This is a genomic window from Streptococcus parasanguinis (assembly GCF_000963275.1).
GTDB lineage: Bacteria > Bacillota > Bacilli > Lactobacillales > Streptococcaceae > Streptococcus > Streptococcus parasanguinis_B.
The window spans coordinates 1,611,850-1,634,570 of record NZ_JYOW01000001.1; the positions used below are offsets into that span (position 1 = coordinate 1,611,850).

Genomic DNA, 22,721 nt, shown 5'->3' on the forward strand with positions numbered 1-22,721 from the left:
TTTTGCAGTGATGTTCGTCTATTCGAGAACTTCTGCTCCCTCAGACGATATTGGTTGAATCGTGAAATAGTGGAAGGTAAACTCTTGCAAACCTGCACTGAGCAAGCGTACTTCATAGGCGTAAGCTTGATCTGGATAGGTAAACAGCAAGCGACCTTCTGCGGTTACTCGACGGGCAACGACCTCTCCAAAGCGATCTTTGAAGACGATTTCTACCATAACGGTATGAGCCGGAGTCGCTTCCATCGTGATAACCAATTCATAATCTTGCTCTCTTTTGAGCAGGGGCAGACTAGGAATTTGACGAGTTGCGCCAAAATTTGTCTGCGAATGCCAAGTTTTCAGTACTTGACCAGATGGCATGAGGGGGTTCTGAAACTGAACGCTTCCTTGGTCAGTCGCTTGAATGGTCGACCCCCAAAGATAATCTGCCAGAACGGTATCGCCCCAGTAGATTCGTCTGCTTTCATTTTCTTTTATTTTTATCATTGGTTTCTTCCAAAGTCTCTTTCCATGATTTCTTTGTACTGGGTCACAAACCACTCAATGATCGGACCACTCGCATCATTGTGTCGACCGGCGCGGCTAGTACTGATAATACGAACCGGCAATTCATACAAGGCCTCTAAAATATCTGGATAAGCCTGCTGGTCATAGTCATCATCCCTCATATAGGCAAGGGCTAAAATCGTATCCTTGAAATCTGCCTGGTCAAACCGGTCCCAGAAGCGTTGATTGAGCTGACCGATCCCTTCTTGCGACACTTGACCAATGATCAACTGCATCATGTCTAGGGATGTTCCAAACTCATCTGGACGTTTAAATTTCAGGTTGGCAGCGACATCCCCCAGGTTGACAATGGGTTTTCCGACCAAGATCGCATGAGGAGAATAAAGAGCACCATAGTAAAGGGCACCAAAGGTCCCCATGGACAAGCCTGAGAAATTCATATCTTTTGGCTCAAAGCCGAGCAAGTCCAAGTGCTGATCAATAAAGGCAGTGATTTGACTTTCCAATTCTTCTGAGCCCATATAGAAGGATCCACCTTCCAGTCTTGGGTCAGAAAAGAGAATAAAGGGACTCCCCATCGCACGCATCATCCCAAACCCTTCAAATCCTTCGGCCGGACGATACCCAGAAAAGTAAATGTTTAAAGGTGGCTTCAGATCGCCAGGATGGAAATAAGCAAAAATTTCTTGGCGTTTGTGGTCCCGTAGCGTCTTAGCTCCTACTGTCATCTCTCCTAAAGGACCATGTGACAAGCGCTTATGTAGGGCTCCGATCGTAAGCGTCCCTTCTCCTTTTGCTTCCAGCGAAAAGGCTAGGTAATAAGGTTCTGCTCCATCCAATTCTAGTGGTTGCTCCATCTCTTCTTCTGAAAAGACTGCATCTTTGACCCACTCTCCCAGAGCACCAAAGCGGTAAAATTGGATCCGCAATTGCAGCTGACAGCTTGGATCTTTTTCATATTCCAACCAAAAATTGATAGGACGGCTAGCATCATACACGTAGTTGTAGACCCACTGAGCAATCGGTGTAAACTCTTCACCGTATGATCCATCTAGCTGAAGAAAATGTTGCCCCAGCACCGTTTGCCGGCCAGCAAAATCAGGTCTCACTCGCAGGTCACGAACCGTAAAGGCATCTCCATATTGATTGTCGTATAAAAAGCGCTCTAAGACATAGAGAAATTGATGCTTGTTTGAGAAATCCCAGGGTCTTGCTTGCTTGAGTCTTAAGAGGTGGGCCAATTCGTCAGAAGGCGCCTCTAGTTCATGGCTTTGATCATAAAAAACAGTATACGGCTGGAAATAAGCCAGGTCTTCTCCTAAAGCTAATAAATCTTCTGGCTTTTCCAGAATCAGGGCTTTGAATTTGGAGATTTCCTCTTCTTCCATATACTCTTTGAGCGATGGAAGAGTGGTAGCTTGAAAAAAGTGCCAGCCTAGTCCAGCAGGAAGCTCCACTTGATCCTGCCAACTGCTTGAGCCGATTTGGAGAATATGGGGTATTTGTAATTTTTTATCCATGACGTTCTTTCATCCATCCTTCCCATTTCTCGATCAAGCGTTGACCGGTGTATTCTTGAATTTTTTCGATCGAGTAGACCAAGGCTTCGTTCCAAGGCTTCAATTCCAATAAAAAGTGAGTAATCGCCTTCTCTAATTCCTTGTCTCCCTTTGATAAGACATAGCCGTTTTTCAAATGATCGACATATTCTGTCTGGACGCGGTTGACCTGAGGAATCCCAGCAGAGATCCCTGCAATCTGCGTGTAGAGGTTGGGTTCCTCGCTTAAATCTACGATCAAGCGTGTTTTCTCCAACTCTTGAATAATGTCATTTTCATTTGAAAAATTCTTTACTACAAAGCGGTAGTCCGGTGCGTCTTGTACAGACTCTTCATCAATAATCTGGTTTTCCCCAAGCCCTTCCATTTGGGCTGGTGATTGAACCAGATGCAAGTCCTGCTCGCTAGCGATCAATTCCTCGAGTTGCCCTTCTAATTCCTTAACACGCTCCGGTGATCCATTGTAAAATGCAAAAACAACCTCAAATAAAGGATGTTGCGCCAAGACCTCCAGAACCTTTTTGAGCTGGCTCTTACTTGGAAGCTCAGCTTCATTGACATAAAAGTAAATCTTTGATTCCTTGCGTTCCTGACTAGATCCCAAACGAAGGCGGGAGTCAAAAGAGGTAATCCGGTGTGTCTTCTGAGCCAAGCTAGGAGAAAAGACCCCAATCGCTTCTTTGGTTTTTTCACTATCTGTAATCAAGAGTTGGGCATCAATCATATCAAAATAGAGGGCAAAGTTTTCGGCAGACAAGGGCTGGCGATCCCCGTAGAAAGACAAGACTTTCTTGACACTACTTGCTGTATCTTGTAAAAAAGCCAAATTTGCTGGATGAGCTGCCAAAACCAACTGATCTCGTCCTGGAACCAAGGTTGCTAGCTGCTCCTTCATTTTTTCAGCGACAACGTCTCCCATATTGGCATAGCTTTCTTTTTTGAAGGCAGGAAAGAAAGCTTCATTAACCATGACGGAGTGGTTCTCTTCGATCAACATCTCTCTCAAAACCCATTGCCCATCAAAACTCAGATACTCTTGGAAATAAGGTTTCCCCTCATTGTAGTAGATTCTACTAGAAATAAAGCCACGATCATCTAAGTACTCGATGTAGCTGATCTCGTCATTCTTATAACGGGTCAAAGAGAGAAGGTTTCCATCCACTCCCATATCAATTTTCGCTAGGTGGTGGCCCTTTCGAAATGCCATCACCAAAAAGGGAGTATAGGAAAAAGTGGTCTCACTCGGCCATTCGATGTCCTGAAGTTGAACTGGGCGCATAGCTAAATCAGACGGAACCTGTTGGATCTTATCAAAAATCGAAAGGACATCTGTCTCTAACAAATCTTGGCGGTGTAAAAAATAGCGCAGTTGTGGACTATATTGAGGCAACAATAAGATCCGATCCATTTCTGCTTCTTGAAAAATACGAACTTGATTAATGGTATCGTCAAATTCAATGGACTCTCGCATCCAGTACCAAGGGGTAGCTGTTTGCTGCCAGATGCGGTCCGTTCCATACCAGGCTGGTACAAAATAATACATGGTTACTCCTAGAATATTCTTGTATAACGTTGATTCACACGAAGGGCACGAATTTCTTCTCGGATATTGTAAATCATCCCGACAAACATGAGGAAGGTTCCTGGAATCATGGTCAAGCGCAAGAGATCTTTATCCCATAACAAGAGAGAAAAAGGAAGCGCCGTGAAGAGGATCAGATACAAGGTCCCAAAAACCGTCAAGCGTAGCACAATTTTATTGATATAGCGACGTGTATCTGCTCCAGGATAGACATGATCGATATACTCGGAAGCCTTCATCATCTTATCTGCAATTTCTTCTCCGTTCACATTGACAAAGGCAAAAGCAAAAGAGAGAAGGGCGATCATCAGAATGTAAAGAAGGATCCAAATCGGATCTCCCATCACCAAGTGTTTGGCTAAACGAGCAGCCCACTTGGCATTGGAATCCATTGACAAGATCAAGAGCATAGCATACTGAGGAATGGACACCAAGGTCATGGCGTACATGAAGGGCATCCCTCCTGCCGGGTTGAGCTTGATATCCAAAAAAGTATAACTTTTCAAGTTGTTGTGGATCCCTAATTTATTGACAGGAATCTGGTACTTGGAATATTCCACCAAGACTGCCACATAGACAAAAATCAAGATGAAAATCACGCCCAGAACATAAGCGATTTCTGGAATATTATTGACATTTGAAAGGGTCTGCATCACGTCTTCTGGCAGGTACATAACCATCCCAGCCATCATGATCACAACAGAACTTCCAAGCCCCAAAGCGGCATTTAGATCGGAGAGCCAAACTAAAAAGAAGGCTCCAGCCACCATAATCATGGTATTGACCGCAATGACAAGTCCGGGGTTCAACCCTGTCTTCAAGGGGAGATACATGGCCACTGCCAAAGACTGGACGATGGCGAGCGCCAAGGTCACGTACATCTTTCGCCGCTCCACAATCTCCGTGCTGGTTTTTTCGAGGTTAAAGCGTTTTGAAACGGTAAACATCCGCCACAAAATCATGGAAGACATCCATGGGGATAGACCGATCGAAAAGATCGACATCCCACGGAGGTTTCCCCCCATCACAGCGCTTGAGAGCTGCAAGCCCGTTGTCGTTCCCTCATTGAGTCTCAAGGCCTTTGATAAGTCAACAAAAGGCAGGGAAATTTTACTTCCCAAAACATAAATAAAGACGAAAAATATCGTCCAACAAAATCTCTTTCCTACTTCAGATCGTTTTAACATTTCTTTTAAACTTTCTCTTACTCATTTTGACTCTTCCACCAGGGAAACAGCCTTTAAATATGTGCCTTTAGAGCATTTTATCTCAACTTATTTTACCATAATTTGCGACTTTTCCAAACTCATTTGTCACTAATATTTGATAATATTTCAAATTCCCCATTTGGTACCGTATTCAACAAAAAATCCTTCAGATGTTTATCTGAAGAATCTTGTTTACTTGGATATTATTCTTCTAAAGCCATGATGGTATCGACAAATAATTTCTTTGTAAAATAGCCATTGCGGATCAAATAAGAAGTATATTGAGCCTTTCGGACCATTTGAGCATACTCTTCTTCTGTACAGTCTTGGACCAAACGATTGGCTTCTTTAAGACTGGAAGCTACAAAGCCCAGCCCTTTTTCTCGAATATAGTCTGCATTTGACAAATAGTCTGGCACTACTACTGGAAGACCAGCAGATAGATAGGTCGATAGTTTGTAGGAAATATTTTCTTTGTAGTAATCCCGCTCATCCTCAGGATTCTCAGAATTTCCCCAGACAAGCCCAAAACCACCCTTGGAAAGTTCGAGAAGCAACTCTTGCTTGGTCCGCCAGCCTTCCATATGGATCTTAGAATAATCGACTCCTTCAACTGGCTCGGTATAGACATGAAGGGGTGTCTCATATTTCCAATCGATGATATGTGGGAAACGCGACGGATTTCCTGAGAAGATCAGTTTTTTCTCAAATTGCGGAGTATAGAGATCCAAACTGTGGGTCAAATCCCACAACTTTTGGACCACATATTTTTTCACTGTGAGCCCTTCTGATACTAGACGATTGTACATTTGCTCTGACGGAACAACGACCAGATCACTCTGATTGTACATGTCGATATAGTTAGGCATTAGGTAATAATTGCTCTCAAACATGAGTGGTGGAACATCATGGATAAACATGACCAGCTTGGTTTGAAGGAGTTTTAACTTATCAACCAAACGGCGGTCCCACTCAATTCCATTCCAAGAAGGAGATTGAACGAAGACAATATCCCCAAAAGCAACGCCTGCTAAAATCCCATCCATTCGCGAGTTCAATTCGCTAGCTGGTTCATTGCTATGATCATAAAAGTAGATCCCTAATTCATTAACCCCAAGTTCACGAACGACATTCATAATATCGTTTTGTGCCATCAGAGCAACACTTTTTGAAGATTGCCCAAATAAATTTGTAAAATGGATTTTCATCTCTTTCCTCTGACTCTTCTTTTTTAATCCCATATTTTCTGAAGATATGAAGGCAAACAGAGCTTTTCACAAAGTAACCTTTTTCATATCCCTCAACGAAAACTTCCTCATTCATTATAACATATTTCCCAACTTCTTAGACATTCTAGATCAATAAAAGACCGGTTCATTCCGGTCTTTTAAGGTTTTATTTGCCATCTTTTTTTCGAATTCCTAAAAGGGCTAATCCAGACAGAAGAATGGAAGCTCCTGTAGCAAGAATATTAGATGAAGGATGGGCACCTGTCTCTGGAAGAGCAGGTCCGGAAGAGTGCGTCGCAGTTAGTGAGCTTGCATCTGATGGAGATTCTGAGTAAGAGGTGCCAAACGAAGACACGACAGACTTCGAAGAACTTGTCACAGCAGAGAAACTTGACGCATAAGACACACTGATCCATTCAGAAATTTCCTGCGATAAGGATTGACTCTCTGTCGATGATGCGCTTATAGAATCTGAAACACTCGTCAAAGGAAATTCAGATACTGGCATGGACGTTGAAGCCGATTCGCTTGAAGAAAGGAGTGAAGCTGATTGGCTATAGGAGTCAGATTTTGAAACAGATGTTGACGCTAGAGATTCTGAATAGGATGTCCATTGTGAAGCAGATAGACTCTCAGAAACGGATCGAGAGAACGATCCAGACTCTGAAACCTGCGATGCAGCTACGACATGAGAAGTTGAAGCTGATTCGCTTGTCGAAGCAGAAGCTTGAACTAATGAATCTAATTGACTTGCTGAGACTGATTCTTGTACCAGCGAGTCTGATTGGCTAGCTGAAACCGACGCTTGTACTAAGGAGTCGGATTGACTGGCCGAAACGGATGCTTGGGCCAACGAATTTGATTCACTTGCCGAAACGGATGCTTGGGCCAAGGAGTCAGATTGACTTGAAGAAACTGATTCTTGAACCAAGGATTCAGATTGACTTGCTGAAACGGATGCTTGAATCAGCGAGTCTGACTGACTGGCAGATACAGACTCCTGAACCAGGGAATCGGATTGACTGGCCGATACAGATGCTTGAGCCAACGAGTCTGATTGGCTGGCAGAAACTGATTCTTGTACCAGCGACTCTGATTGACTGGCTGAAATCGACCCTTGAACTAGCGAATCGGATTGACTCGCTGAAACGGAGTCCTGAATCAACGATTCGGACTGACTAGTAGAAACGGATGCTTGGGCCAAGGAGTCGGATTGAATTGTCGAAACGGATTCTTGTACTAACGAGTCTGATTGACTAGCTGAAATCGACTCTTGAACTAGTGATTCTGATTGGCTGGTCAATACAGATGCTTGAACCAACGAATCTGATTGGCTAGCAGATACTGAGACTTGAACCTGCGACTCTGATTGACTGGCCGATACAGACTCCCGAACCAATGATTCCGATTCACTCGCAGAAACTGACTCTCGCACCAACGATTCTGATTGACTCAATGATGTTGATTGCAAATCAGTCGATACTTGCGATTCCGACTGACTCATTGAATCAGAACGAGAAAAGGACATAGATTCTGTAATTTGAGACTTAGATTCGATATCAGAAGTAGATTGCGATTGACTTTCGGAAACTGATGCTTGAATCAAGGACTCAGATTGACTAGCTGAAATCGACTCTTGAACTAGCGAATCGGATTGACTCGCGGAAACTGATTCTTGAATCAGCGAGTCTGACTGACTGACAGATACTGATTCCTGAACCAATGACTCGGACTGACTTGCGGAAACGGATGCTTGAACTAACGAATCTGATTGGCTGGCAGATACTGATTCCTGAAGCAAAGAATCGGACTGACTTGCGGAAACCGACGCTTGAACCAAGGAATCAGATTGACTAGCTGATACGGATTCTTTGAGCAACGAATCGGATTGGCTAGACGATACAGATGCCTGAACCAGCGAGTCTGATTGACTAGCAGAAACTGAGGCCTGTACCTGTGAATCCGATTGACTTGCAGAACCTGATTCTTTAACTAGTGACTCTGACTGACTAGCAGAAACTGATTCTTTAACAAGCGAATCTGATTGACTTGCCGATACAGATTCTTGAACCAAGGAGTCTGACTGACTGGCGGATACAGATTCTTTAACAAGCGAATCGGACTGACTGGCAGAAACGGACGCTTGTACCAAGGAGTCTGACTGACTGGCGGATACAGATTCTTTAACAAGCGAATCGGACTGACTGGCAGAAACTGATGCTTGAATCAACGACTCAGACTGACTGGCTGAAACGGAGGCTTGTACCAACGAATCGGACTGACTCGCTGAAATGGAGGCTTGTACTAACGAATCGGACTGGCTAGCAGAGACCGAGGCTTGAACCAAGGATTCCGACTGACTTGCTGAAATCGATTCTTGGATCAACGAGTTGGATTCACTTGTCGAGACAGATTGTGACAAGGAAATCGAGGTTGAAACCTGTGAGTCTGATTGAGTGACTGAGCTAGATGCTTGTGACAAGGAAACGGACTCACTGACCGAAACAGATTGAGAAGATGAAATGGATTCTGAAACTAGTGACTCTGAAGTTGAAATCGAGAAGTTTTGAGATTGTGAAGCAGATTCTGACGGTGTCATCTTCCGATAGTAATAATTCACACTCGTTAAGGGGTATGAATCTACTATTTTTTTGATCGTTTGTTTGAAGTTGGAAAAACCATCTGCTCCTTGAGGTGTTGCATCTTCTCCAACGACCATGGTCGTATTTTTATCGAGGTAGGCTGATTTTGGAAGTTCCGTGAATGGTTTTGGAACAGTATATTCTATTCCTGTTTTCTCATCAGTGTATGTAACTGTCTCCTTACTAGAGAACCAACCTGTAATATCCAACTCAAAATGTTGGTAATCTATTCGTTTTGGTGTAACATTCAGGAAATAATCCTTGTTTTTACTTTCAACTTTACGAGTTCCACCTAAATCTGAAAGGTTATCCGTACTATCTTGTTTAAATTCTTTTTCATAAACAAGTGTATATACATCGGTTACCTTAGCGTTTCCTACATCACCACTACTAACATCATGGATTTTAGAAGGATCTAAAACATAGTAGCGAAGAGAATAATCACCATTTTGATTAAGGGTGACAACTTCACTTTTAATGAAATGCTCACGCGCATCCCCTAATAGTTCAATTCTTGATTTCCCATTCTTACTATTATCGAACACCCCACTTTTACGATTCGGGAACACGGTATGCGCTGGGACCTGTACATAACCAGGAAATTCGCGTGGATTGGAAGCTGTATAATGCTGGCCTTCCAATCCGTAGATTCTATACTCTAGTAAGGATCTTTCTTTCCCCGTTGGTTCATATTGCCCATTAAACCATCTACCATTCGGGTCCACTTCTCTATAGAAGGTCGATTGTTGTCCCATCATAGATGGAATTTTGATACTAGGATACGTCCTAATCAATTGCCCCTGATTCTCAGGCGTCATGACATCATAAATACTCCGGAATAAGAAAGCCTGTTCCGGAATAAAATTCGTTAGCATTCCAAAGGTCCCATTACCTGTAGAAGGTTCCGAATTAAAAACCTTGTTCCCAAGGGGAGCCTGACCAATTAGTACTTCTTTTGGTAATTGAATATCTTGGCCATATCCTTCTGGAGATACAGTTTGTGAAAAAATTTCAGCCCCATCTGATTTTCGGACAATGCGGAAATAAACATCCATTGCCTTATGCTTTTCCGGATCTATCTCACTGATATCAATCGACATGGTCGCATAGTAACCAAGTGACTCTCCTTGTTTATTCACAAAGTCCCAAATACCAAATGTATAACGATTGGTGTAGGGTTCACCTAAAAAATTTTTCAACTCTTCAGGCGAAAATCTTAAGAGATCTTTATCTAGATGAGGATCCTTAGCATATCCTGGTGTGTCAAGTGTAGGATCTTCTACACTCGCACCATTGGGATCTTCTGGGTTCGGGCTCATATCCAATACATCATCAGCCAAGTATGTTTCCTCAGCTAGAGGAGCCAACTGAGCAGAGATCGCAGGTTTCCCATCTACATTTGTATTTCCCACAAAACCTGCAGCTGTCAAGGTCGTCATCATCTCATCGACAGCTTTCTCCAAACGATCGCGCTGGTCAGCATAAGCTTGCGCACTGGCATTGGTGTGGATCAAGTTATTGCTTGCAGTCACTTCAGCCTGCACTTTGTTAATGACCGCTTCGACCACTGCTCGGCGATCGGTGTCCGTCATTTTAGATGCGTAATTCCCTGCAATTTCTTGAAGCAATTCAGCTTCAGAGGTATTTTGTTCTAAAACAGTAGCTTCTTCTAAACTAGTCGGCTCTTCAATACCTGCTTCTGACTCTAGAGCTTGAGCAGACTCGCTAATTGCCGTTGATAATGCAGTTGATCCAACTTCGCTCAAGGACAAAGAGGTGGATTCACTGATCGAAGCAGACGCACTCACAGATGTAGAAAGGCTGGTTGATCCTGAAACAGAGCTGGATTCTGAAGACTGGGTAGAGGTATTTCCTAAGACCACACTATCCACTTCTGCCAAGGTTTCCTCTTTTGTCTCAGAAACCATTGGTGCAAGTGATGTTGCATCCTCCGCCTTAGCAGTCGTAGCAAGCACAGCACCACCAAAAACAGTCCCTACCGTAATCAAACCTTTTAAGAAGGCTTGGTTATGCTTTTGACTTTCTATTTGATCTTGCTGTACGTTGGCAATGATGGTCTCCTCCACTTGCCCACGTACCACGCGAAAGAGGCCTAGAGCAGCCGTTGATGCCCGAAGCCAATTTTTTCCTGATTTAATTAATTTGAAGCGTACGACACGATCTGTTTCACGAAAGTTTCCTTTTGAACGCTTAAATTGCATGATATTCCCCTTACATTGTAGTCATTATTAATTATACAGGAATACTACGTAGATTCAAGTAATTTGCTACAAAAAACTTCTATATTATTGTTTAATTTTCAAATTTTTTTGTAACACATTAAAAACACCTCATTCTACTAGAAAAAAAGTGAATCTCCTATGAGATTCACTCGAAAAAAATGATATTTCCTACTAGATCAGTTCCCCTTCTTTTTACGTCGGGTAAGTCCAGCAATTCCAGCTAACCCTGTAACTACTCCGAGAAGAGCTGATGTTACAGATCCTGTTTCGCCAGTATTTGGAAGCACCACAGACTGGCTGTGTTTTTGTGATCCACTTGCTGATTCTGATGCAGACAATGACTCTGAATGAGAAATTGATTGGCTCATTGAATTAGAGTATGAACCGCTACCAGATGTCGATCCTGATTGTGATTGACTCACTGAAACTGAAGTAATTACTGATGTTGAAGTTGATTCAGGTGCAGAGGTACTCAATGATGCTGACAATGATTCGGAGGTCGAGATTGATTCAGACGTTGATACTAATTCCGATGTTGAAACTGATTCAGACGTAGACACTGATTCGGATGTTGATACTGATTCGGATGCAGAAACTGATTCGGATGTTGACACCGATTCAGACGTAGACACTGATTCAGATGTAGATGCCGACTCGGACGCAGAGGCTGATGCTGAGACTGATTCAGATACAGAAACCGATTCGGACGTTGAAACTGACTCAGACGCTGACTCGGATGTTGACACTGATTCAGAAGCAGACGCTGACTCGGATGTTGATGCCGATTCAGAGGTTGAGACTGATTCTGATGTAGAGGCCGACTCAGAGGCTGATGCTGACTCAGATACAGAAACTGATTCAGACGTTGAGACAGACTCGGATGTCGATACCGACTCAGACGTTGATGCTGACTCAGACGCTGACTCGGATGTTGACACTGATTCAGAAGCAGAGGCTGATTCGGACGTAGACACTGACTCGGATGTCGAAACTGACTCTGAAGTAGAGACTGACTGACTTTCTGAGACTGAGCTACTCAACGATGCTGACAATGACTCAGAGGCTGATGCTGACTTAGAGGTTGAGACCGATTCAGAAGTTGACGCTGACTCAGACGTTGAAACTGATTCCGATGTAGACGCAGATTCGGACGTTGAAACTGAATCAGACGTTGATACAGATTCTGAGGTAGATGCTGACTCGGATGTCGATGCCGATTCAGAAATAGACACTGATTCAGATACAGAAACCGATTCGAACGTTGAAACCGATTCGGACGTTGAAACCGACTCAGACGTTGATACTGATTCGGATGCAGATGCCGACTCGGACGTAGACACTGATTCAGATGTTGATACTGACTTAGACGTTGATGCTGATTCAGAAATAGACACCGATTCAGATACAGAAACCGATTCGGACGTTGAAACTGATTCAGATGTAGATACTGATTCAGACGTTGATACAGACTCAGACGCCGAGACTGATTCAGATGTTGAAACTGACTCAGACGCCGATACCGATTCAGAGGTTGAGACTGATTCAGAAGCAGATGCTGATTCGGACGTTGACACTGATTCAGAGATTGAGACTGATTCCGACACTGAGACTGACTCAGACGTCGAGACTGATTCGGAGGTCGAAACTGACTCAGAAACAGAAACTGATTCAGAGGTTGATGCTGACTCGGATGTTGACACTGATTCAGATACAGAAACCGATTCGAACGCAGATACTGATTCAGAGGTTGAAACCGATTCAGAAGTTGAAACTGACTCAGACACAGAAGCTGATTCAGAAATTGACGCTGACTCTGATGTAGATGCCGACTCGGAGGCTAAGACTGATTCTGATGTCGATACCGACTCAGACATTGAAAATGATTCGGATGCTGATACTGATTCCGATGTTGACGCAGATTCCGACGTTGAAACTGATTCTGATGTCGATACAGATTCAGAGGTTGATACAGATTCTGATGTAGATGCTGACTCAGACGTAGATACCGACTCAGAGGCTGAAACTGACTCTGATGTCGAGATTGATTCGGACGTCGAAACGGATTCAGATGTTGATGCCGATTCTGATGTCGATGCCGATTCAAAGGTTGAGACTGATTCTGACGTAGATACTGACTCAGACGCCGATACTGATTCTGACGTTGAAACCGACTCAGATGTTGATGCTGATTCAGAAGTAGACACTGATTCAGATACAGAAACCGATTCGGATGTAGACACTGATTCTGAGGTTGACGCTGACTCAGACGCGGACAATGACTCGGATGTCGATGCTGATTCAGAAGTAGATACTGATTCAGATACAGAAAACGATTCGGACGTTGACACTGATTCAGAAGCAGAGACTGATTCAGAGGCTGAGACTGACTCGGATACCGATTCGGATGTTGACACTGACCCAGACGTTGAGACCGACTCAGACGTCGAGACCGATTCGGATGCAGACACTGATTCAGATGTAGAAACCGACTCAGACGTCGATACCGATTCAGAGACTGAAACTGACTCTGATGTCGAAACTGATTCGGACATTGACACTGATTCCGACTCTGAAACTGACTCAGAGGTTGACAATGATTCAGACGTCGATGCTGATTCAGAAATGAATACCGATTCTGACACTCGTTCACTCTCCGAAACTGAGGTGGAGACTGTTACGGACTCACTAGTGCTGGCTGATACCGAAGCTGATACAAGAGCATTCTTTGAAGCAAGCTCTGATGCACGAACAGATTCGAATCGACTTGTCGAAATAGACTCTGAATTCGATACAGATTGACTATATTCTGTTGAGTCCATCGTTACCGCAACCAAATTACTTGCATCCGAATAAACCGGATGATCACCGTAGAAGATGAGAGCTTTTGCATTCACTCCACCTGACTGCAAGGGCACTGTAGGCACTACTATCACCTGACCAGAAGCATCGGCTACTGCTCTTCCAACTTCTTCGTCATTGTTATACAAAACGACTGTCGACCCAGGATTGGCACCTGTCACTGTTACAGGTGTCTGGGTATTCGCTTTCTCCAATAGTCGCGTCGTAACTGTAGGTACTGGAAGGTGCTTGACAGGGACAGTCACATCATTTGAAGTGTTATCTTTATAAGTAATAGTCACTACACCTGACGCTGAGACAGAATACTCCTTGAAGTCCTTTGAGCTCACAATTTGGGGATTAGATGCCTTGAACGCTTCCCAGATCCTATCTTTCTCAACCTCTGCTAGATTGCTAGTATCGTTGACATAGAGCTCGGTCGCTACATCTCTAATCGGGTTACGAATGCCGTCATTTTGAGGTAAAACTTTAATTCGGAAAGAGCGATCAATAAACTGATTGTTCGAATTGGTAAAACGAACTGTAATCGTATAAGTCTTTCCGGGTTCTACGACCTCATTTCCTCCAATTTTCCCTTCGATCAACATAGGTGCGAACGGAGATTTCAGAGTCGCATTGGGAACTAAAACGCCTTCAATGCGCTCACTGTTTGGAGCATATCCCATATAGGTCAAGATGACCCCACCACTTCGCTCTCTTACAATGTACTGTAGCTTAACAGGGTCTGAATTGTAAGCTGTAATCAAATAATTATTTGCAGGTCCACTCATGAAAAACGGCGCACGAAAACGATTCTCTGCATCTAACGAACCGCCTGTGCGCGGATCTCGTTGGCCTGATGTCGCACGAAGCACCGCATTGGCTAAGCGATTCCGAGCACTCTTTGCTTGGCTTTCAACAGCTTCAATTTGGATCGCTGGATTGGACAAACCGCTTCGAATCGCTTCTAAAGCCAGATCTCCACTTTCAATAGCAGATTCTGTCCCAGGGATCTCCAAAGCCTGAGCACGATAGGCGTATAAATCCAAAGCCAAGGCTTGTAGACGTTTTACGTCTTCCTCTGAGCGAGTGGTTTGATTCTCGTTTACTTTCTCACTGATTTCAGGATCCTGTTCAGAAGCTAACGGACTGTCTACATGACTAGCTGAATTACTTGCAACATAGGATTCGCTCAAAGAAACCGACTGTGATAAAGAACTACTTTTTGAAATAGACTGACTACCTGACTCCGTATGTGATAGGGATTCACTGACAGACCGGTTCATTGATCCAGAATCTGTAGCAGATGTCGTCCCCAAAACAAAACTGTCCTGACCAACCACACCTGTTGTTGGAATGATTTCAGATTCAAGAAACGAACTCACCTCATTTTCCTCTGCCAACACAGGTGTAGCAATTGTAGTTGCTCCAGCAAGAGCCCCCAACACAAGGATCCCTTTAGAAATCGGAGCAGGAACTGGATAAGCAGAAGTTTCGAAAGGTCCCACGATTTTATCAGTCGCATCACCACGAGAGATACGAAAAAACCCTAGTTGCGAGATAGATGCCCGCACCCAAGTTTTTCCTGATTTGATTAATTTATAACGTGTGATTCGCTCCGTTTCACGAAACTCACCCTTCGAACGCTTAAAAAACATTTCCTCTCCTCAAAAATAAGATATCGAGTTATTATACACTAATTTTCCTCTTAAAGTAACTAAAATGAGCCCTTTTTATACTATTTTATCTCACTTATACAGAAGAAAACACAAAAGAGAACCCGAAAGTTCTCTTTTTAAATTTTTTCTTATTACCTATCAACGAGAAAGGATTGATTCAAATGAGTCTGGAAGATTATTCTTCATCTTCTCTTTTACGACGACCAAGTACTGATGCTCCAGCAAGTCCTAAAACTGTTCCAAGAAGAGCAGTTGTTACAGATGCTGTTTGCCCCGTATTCGGTAGTGTTTCAGATTGACTTTGTTTTTGTGAACCACTTGTTGATGCTGAGACTGAGATTGAGATTGCACTTAAACCAGATGTTGATTGACTCAGCGATGCCGATTGCGAACTATTATCTGATGTTGATTGACTTGCTGATGTCGAAGCCGATTCTGATGCAGACACTGACTCAGATGTTGACGTAGATGCGGATTCGGACGTAGAGACTGATTCAGACGTTGAGACTGAGACTGATTCTGATGTTGAAACTGACTCTGAGGCTGATACTGATTCAGACGCTGAGACTGATTCGGATGTTGAGACTGATTCTGAAGCAGATGCTGAGACCGACTCGGATGTCGACACAGATTCAGATACAGAAACCGATTCGGACGTTGACAATGATTCAGATGTTGATGCTGACTCAGATGTCGAGACTGATTCGGACACTGAGCCTGATTCAGAAACAGATGTTGATTCAGATGTAGACACTGACTCTGATACCGAGACTGATTCGGACGTTGAAACCGACTCAGACGCAGATTCTGATTCAGACGTTGACACTGATTCGGATGCTGAGATCGATTCTGATGTAGACACTGATTCTGATGCTGAAACTGATTCGGACGCAGAGGCTGACTCAGATGTCGAAACTGATTCGGACGCAGAGGCTGACTCAGATGTCGAAACTGATTCGGACGTTGACAATGATTCAGATGTCGAAACTGATTCAGAAGTAGACACTGACTCGGACGTTGACACTGATTCAGATACAGAAACCGATTCAGACGTTGATACTGACTCTGATGTCGAAACCGATTCGGACGTAGACACTGACTCTGATGTCGAAACCGATTCGGACGTAGACACTGACTCTGATGATGATACTGATTCAGATACAGAAACCGATTCGGACGTTGAAACCGACTCAGATGTAGATACTGACTCGGATGTTGAAACCGACTCTGATGCAGACACTGATTCAGAGGTTGAGACTGACTCAGATGATGATACTGATTCGGATGTCGACGCTGACTCAGACGTAGATACTAACTCGGATGTTGATGCCGATTCAGATGATGATACTGATTCGGATGTCGATGCTGATTCAGATGCAGACACTGATTCAGATGTAGATACAGATTCTGAGGCTGATACTGATTCAGACGTTGATACTGATTCAGATACAGAAGCCGACTCGGATGTCGACACTGATTCAGACGTTGATACTGACTCTGACGCGGACAATGACTCGAATGTCGATACTGATTCAGAGGTTGATGCTGATTCTGAAGTAGACACTGATTCAGATACAGAAACCGACTCGGATGTCGATACTGATTCGGATGTCGACGCTGACTCTGATTCTGAGGTCGACGCTGACTCTGAGGTTGAAACTGACTCTGAAGCCGATACTGATTCAGACGTTGATACTGATTCTGAAGTAGATACTGATTCTGAGGCTGAAACTGACTCAGAGGTAGAAACTGATTCTGATGTCGAAACTGATTCTGATGTTGATTCAGATTCTGATGTCGAAACTGATTCAGATGTTGACAATGATTCGGAAGTCGAAACTGATTCAGAAGTAGAAACTGATTCTGATACAGAAACCGATTCAGACGTTGATACTGATTCTGAAGTAGATACTGATTCTGAGGCTGAAACCGATTCGGATGTTGACACCGATTCAGACGTTGATACTGATTCTGAAGTAGAGACTGATTCTGAGGCTGAAACCGATTCGGATGTTGACACCGACTCAGACTCTGAAACTGACTCAGACTCTGAAACTGATTCTGAAGTAGAGACTGATTCTGAGGCTGACAATGACTCGAACGCTGATACTGACTCAGAAGTTGAGACTGACTCGGATGTTGATGCCGATTCTGATGTTGATACTGACTCGGATGTCGACACTGATTCAGACGTTGAAACTGATTCAGATACAGAAACCGACTCGGATGTCGACACTGATTCAGAAGTTGAGACTGACTCTGACGCGGACAATGACTCGGATGTCGATACTGATTCGGACGTTGACACTGATTCGGACGTTGACGCTGACTCAGATGCAGATTCTGACTCAGACGCTGACGATGATTCAGACGCTGACAATGACTCAGATGTCGATACTGACTCGGATGTTGAGACTGATTCAGAGGTTGAAACTGACTCAGACGTCGAGACGGATTCTGAGGTTGAGACTGACTCAGATGTTGATGCCGATTCTGATGTTGATGCCGATTCTGAGGTTGAGACTGATTCAGAAGTTGACGCTGACTTGGACGTTGACACTGATTCAGATACAGAAACCGATTCGGACGTTGATACCGACTCAGACGTAGATACCGATTCAGACGCTGACAATGACTCGGACGTCAATACCGATTCAGACGTCGATACCGATTCAGACGCTGAAACTGACTCAGACGCTGAAACTGATTCGGACGCTGACACTGATTCAGACGCTGAAACTGACTCAGACGCTGACACTGATTCGGACGCTGACACTGATTCAGACGCTGACACTGATTCGGACGCTGACACTGATTCGGACGCTGACGCCGACTCTGACGTTGATACTGATACAGATTCTGAGGTTGAGACTGATTCAGAGGCTGAAACTGACTCAGAGGTAGATGCCGACTCTGAGGTTGAAATTGACTCAGACGTAGATACCGATTCAGAGACTGAAACTGACTCAGAGGTCGAGACTGATTCGGATGTTGACACTGATTCAGAAGCAGATACTGACTCGGACGATGAGACTAATTCTGACGTTGAAACCGACTCTGAGGTTGAGATTGATTCTGATGTAGAAACCGATTCAGACGATGAGACTGACTCAGACGTAGATACAGATTCAGAGGTTGAGACTGATTCGGATGTTGACGCTGACTCAGAGGCTGAAACTGATTCTGATGTAGATACAGATTCGGATGTTGATACAGATTCCGACACTGAAACTGATTCTGATGTCGACACTGATTCAGACACAGATGCTGACTCAGACGTTGAGACTGATTCAGACATAGATGCTGACTCAGACGTTGACACTGATTCAGACATAGATGCTGACTCAGACGTTGAGACTGATTCTGAAGTTGACGTTGACGCTGAAACTGACTCAGATGCTGAGACTGATTCAGACGTTGAGACTGACTCAGACGTTGACACTGATTCAGACGCTGACAATGATTCAGATGTCGAGATTGATTCAGACGTAGAGACTGATTCGGATACTGATTCAGACGTTGATACAGATTCCGACGCTGAAACTGACTCTGATGCAGAGGCTGATTCAGAAGTAGACACTGATTCAGATACAGAAACCGATTCTGATGTCGACACTGATTCTGACGTTGAAACTGACTCTGACGCCGATACTGATTCTGACGTTGAAACCGACTCTGATGTCGATACCGACTCAGATGTTGATTCAGACTCTGAAGTCGATACTGATTCTGAGGTTGAAACTGACTCAGAGGTTGAAACCGATTCTGATGTAGATACTGATTCTGACGCTGATACTGACTCGGACGCTGACACTGATTCAGACGCTGATACCGACTCAGACGCTGAAACTGACTCGGATGTTGAAACCGACTCAGAGGCTGACACTGACTCAGACGTTGATACAGATTCTGAAGTAGATGCCGACTCAGACGTTGAGACTGACTCAGAGGTCGATGCTGATTCAGAGGTTGAGACTGACTCAGACGTTGAGACTGACTCAGACGCTGACGCTGATTCAGAGGTTGAGACTGATTCAGAAGTAGACACTGATTCAGAAGTAGACACTGATTCTGATGTTGAAACTGACTCGGACGTTGACACTGATTCAGACGCTGATACCGACTCAGACGCTGACACTGATTCGGACGTTGATACTGATTCAGACGTTGACACTGATTCAGACGTTGACACTGATTCTGAAGTAGAAACTGATTCTGAGGTAGATGCCGACTCAGATGTTGACGCTGACTCAGATGCAGATACTGATTCGGAAGTCGACACCGATTCAGACGTTGAAACCGACACCGAAGTAGAGGCTGATTGACTCTCTAATACGGAAGTGCTCAACGATGCTGATTTTCTAGCGGACTCACTCAAAGATACTGATGCTGACTCAGATTGCGATTGGCTTACGGATTTTGAAGCCGACTCGCGAATAGATTGACTTAGTGACTCTGATACCGACTGTGAAAGCGATGCTGATGCTGACTGACTCACTGAAACAGAGGCGCTCGTTAAAGCGGATGTCGAACTTGAGACAGACTGGCTAACCACTTTGGATACACTTGCTGATACCGAAGCAGATAGCAAGGCACTGACACTTGCAGAAGCTGACTCCGAAACCTTCACAGATTCAGATTTTTTTACCGACGCTGATTGGCTTAGTGAAGCTGACAAACTTTGTGAGCGAACCGAGCTCAGTGACTGGCTCAATGAAATGCTCTGCTGAGCCGATACGCTCTGCGATTGCTTCGCACTTAAAGACTGACTGATCGATTGCGAAGTCTTCGTAGACGCACTCTGACTAGTTGAAACCGACTGACTGTGATCACTATCTGACAGTTTCACCGCTACGACATTGGTCGTACTATCTTTATAAGTAATGGTGACTGTACCATCACTATTAACCGTATAGGACTTAATCCGGTTAGCTACCTCTGGGTTGACTGCCGATACAGCAGCAATCACCTTGCTCTTATCTGTATCTGTCAATGCAGTTAGACTCGTCACCTGAATAGTGCTTGTCGGCGCCACACCTGGCGTACGATCAGCGAGACGCCCCTGAGTAATTCGAATTTCACCCAAACCATTTGGACGGTTCATATTGGACGCATTGTCAATAGCCGCGACGTTGCGTTGCCATGTATTCCGGGAGGTATGGTAAAGGTCATCCTTCAGATGAATGGTCGTTGTGATGGTTGCAGGGTTCGCACTGGTAGCCGTAATATCTCCCGTGATAGGAGCAATATCACCTGTTCCATACTGGCTGCCACCAAAGAAATTCCCGTTCAAAGCATTGTCGTTCAGATCCGCTCGTGCAACGACTTTCATTTCTTTCAACTTGCCACTGTCATCAGTAGCTGTAAAGGTCACAACCGCATCATCACCAGCGTAAATAGTATAATTCTTCCCACCACCTTCAAGAGGGGTTGATTTCGGTTCCACACCATCGACAGTCAACTTGGCCGTCACTTCAGGACGCGTTCCGTCAGTTACAGCCACGGAATTACTGGCATCTGAATACACCGCATAATCACCATACATGATGCGAGCTTTGGCTGTTACACCACCCGTTTGTAACTTAACAGTCGGCGTCACAATCGCTTGACCCGAAGCATCTGCCACAGCTGTTCCCACTTCGTCGTCATTATTGTATAGAACGACTGTAGAACCTGGCTCAGCTCCCGTCACCGTTACAGGCGTCTGTGTGTAAGCCTTATCCAATAATCTCGTTTCAACAGTTGGTGCTGCAAGTCGCTTCACTGGAGCCGTCACATCATTTGTAGTGTTATCTTTATAGGTAATGGTCACCACACCAGATGATGAAACGGAATAAGATTTAAAGTCCTTTGAAGTGGCAATATTGGGGTTAGCAGTCTTAAACGCTTCCCAAATCTTCTCTTTTTCAGCCTGGGCCAAGTTAGTAGTATCATTGACAAAAGTCGCTGTCGTCACAGCCGTAATCGGATTACGAATGCCATCATTTTGTGGCAAAACCTGAATACGAAGCGTACGTGTCACTGACTGCTTAGCCGTATTCGTCACTACAAAAGAAACATTATAAATTTTTCCAGGTGTTACGACCTCTGTCTGCCCAACAGTCCCCACGATATTAAAGACAGCTGCACTATTTTTCAAGGCCGATGTTTGCGGAACATAAATGCCATTCACACGATCGCTACCAGAAGCGTAGCCAATGCTCTTAATATTATTTCGTGTAGGATTGGTTTCAACAACCTTATAAACCTGATTGATGTAATCAGAGTTATACACAGAAATCAAGGCATTGTTGGCAGGACCTAAACTATATTGAGGTGCACGGAGACTATTATCAGTATCTATACGATTCCCGTTACGCGGATCCCGTTGGCCAGATGTCGCACGAAGCACAGCATTGACCAAGCGATTGCGAGCACTCTTAGCTTGGCTTTCCACTGCATCAATTTGGATTGCCGGATTGGACAAGCCAGTACGAATAGCTTCTAAAGCCAGATCTCCACTTTCAATAGCAGATTCTGTCCCAGGAATTTCCAGAGCCTGTGCCCGATAGGTGTATAAATCCAAGGCCAAGACCTGCAGACGCTTCACATGGTCTTCCGAGCGAGTGGTCTGAGCCGCTGCTTCTTTCTCACTCGTTTCAGGAGTAGCCCTGTGAATTGAATCGTCCTCAGAGGCACTGCTACTAGCAATTTCTGAAGTGGACGGACTCGTTGAACCACTAACAACATGTGATTCGCTCAAAGAAACCGACTGAGACAAAGAAAGGCTGTCACTAGCCGACTCTGAAAATGAGACAGATTCACTTATAGATTGACTGGCTGACACAGAGTCTGTGGTAGACGTCGTTTCCAAGACAAAGCTATCTTGTCCAACCACACCGGTCGATGGGCTGATTTCAGACCCAACAGTCGCATTCATTTCATTTTCCTCGGCAAATACTGGATTGGCAACCGTTGTCGCCCCAGCCAGAGCCCCTAGCACAACCATCCCTTTGACCAGATCCGCAGGCATAGAGTGTGATGATGCTTCGTATTGAACCACGATGTTTTCATCCACACCACCTCGCATGATACGAAATAAGCCTAACCGAGAAACAGATGTCCGTACCCAGTTCTTTCCTGATTTGATTAATTTATAACGCGTGATTCGCTCCGTTTCGCGAAAATCACCCTTCGAACGTTTAAAAAACATGTTCGCTCCTTAAATTTTAGATATCGAGTTATTATACAC

Annotated in this window: 8 protein-coding genes; all 8 read right to left on the reverse strand. The window is 44.3% G+C overall.

Annotation, left to right across the window (positions count from 1 at the left end; translation table 11 throughout):
* Positions 1–18: 18 nt before the first annotated feature.
* Positions 19–489 carry an accessory Sec system protein Asp3 gene (gene asp3, locus TZ97_RS07800; protein WP_045759953.1) on the reverse strand — a complete coding sequence of 157 codons (471 nt, stop codon included), beginning with the start codon at positions 487–489 and terminating at the stop codon, positions 19–21.
* The gene (asp2, locus tag TZ97_RS07805) at positions 486–2,030 is read right to left on the reverse strand and encodes an accessory Sec system protein Asp2 (RefSeq protein ID WP_045759954.1); all 1,545 of its coding nucleotides are present in this window, start codon (positions 2,028–2,030) and stop codon (positions 486–488) included. Before asp2 ends, asp3 begins: the two co-directional genes overlap by 4 nt.
* Positions 2,023–3,612, reverse strand: coding sequence for an accessory Sec system protein Asp1 (gene asp1 / locus TZ97_RS07810; RefSeq protein ID WP_045759955.1), 1,590 nt, complete (start codon positions 3,610–3,612; stop codon positions 2,023–2,025). The genes asp2 and asp1 overlap by 8 nt, the downstream gene beginning before the upstream one ends.
* A gap of 8 nt (positions 3,613–3,620) precedes the next feature.
* The gene (gene secY2 / locus TZ97_RS07815; RefSeq protein ID WP_045759956.1) at positions 3,621–4,838 is read right to left on the reverse strand and encodes an accessory Sec system protein translocase subunit SecY2; all 1,218 of its coding nucleotides are present in this window, start codon (positions 4,836–4,838) and stop codon (positions 3,621–3,623) included.
* 224 nt (positions 4,839–5,062) lie between these two features.
* Positions 5,063–6,067, reverse strand: coding sequence for a sugar transferase (locus TZ97_RS07820; RefSeq protein WP_045759957.1), 1,005 nt, complete (start codon positions 6,065–6,067; stop codon positions 5,063–5,065).
* A 187-nt stretch (positions 6,068–6,254) separates the two neighbouring features.
* The gene (locus TZ97_RS10060; protein ID WP_052690158.1) at positions 6,255–10,952 is read right to left on the reverse strand and encodes an accessory Sec-dependent serine-rich glycoprotein adhesin; all 4,698 of its coding nucleotides are present in this window, start codon (positions 10,950–10,952) and stop codon (positions 6,255–6,257) included.
* 197 nt (positions 10,953–11,149) lie between these two features.
* Positions 11,150–15,469: a KxYKxGKxW signal peptide domain-containing protein gene (locus tag TZ97_RS11045; protein WP_045759958.1), complete on the reverse strand. Its 4,320-nt coding sequence runs from the start codon at positions 15,467–15,469 to the stop codon at positions 11,150–11,152.
* A gap of 196 nt (positions 15,470–15,665) precedes the next feature.
* The gene (locus TZ97_RS11050) at positions 15,666–22,682 is read right to left on the reverse strand and encodes an accessory Sec-dependent serine-rich glycoprotein adhesin (RefSeq protein ID WP_080934910.1); all 7,017 of its coding nucleotides are present in this window, start codon (positions 22,680–22,682) and stop codon (positions 15,666–15,668) included.
* Between the last annotated feature and the right edge of the window lie 39 nt (positions 22,683–22,721).

What these genes read in the sequence shown, in the direction of transcription:
- asp3 (WP_045759953.1), bottom strand. Translation starts at nt 489, where the DNA reads ATGATAAAAATAAAAGAAAATGAAAGCAGACGAATCTACTGGGGCGAT.
- asp2 (WP_045759954.1), bottom strand. Translation starts at nt 2,030, where the DNA reads ATGGATAAAAAATTACAAATACCCCATATTCTCCAAATCGGCTCAAGC.
- asp1 (WP_045759955.1), bottom strand. Translation starts at nt 3,612, where the DNA reads ATGTATTATTTTGTACCAGCCTGGTATGGAACGGACCGCATCTGGCAG.
- secY2 (WP_045759956.1), bottom strand. Translation starts at nt 4,838, where the DNA reads ATGTTAAAACGATCTGAAGTAGGAAAGAGATTTTGTTGGACGATATTT.
- TZ97_RS07820 (WP_045759957.1), bottom strand. Translation starts at nt 6,067, where the DNA reads ATGAAAATCCATTTTACAAATTTATTTGGGCAATCTTCAAAAAGTGTT.
- TZ97_RS10060 (WP_052690158.1), bottom strand. Translation starts at nt 10,952, where the DNA reads ATGCAATTTAAGCGTTCAAAAGGAAACTTTCGTGAAACAGATCGTGTC.
- TZ97_RS11045 (WP_045759958.1), bottom strand. Translation starts at nt 15,469, where the DNA reads ATGTTTTTTAAGCGTTCGAAGGGTGAGTTTCGTGAAACGGAGCGAATC.
- TZ97_RS11050 (WP_080934910.1), bottom strand. Translation starts at nt 22,682, where the DNA reads ATGTTTTTTAAACGTTCGAAGGGTGATTTTCGCGAAACGGAGCGAATC.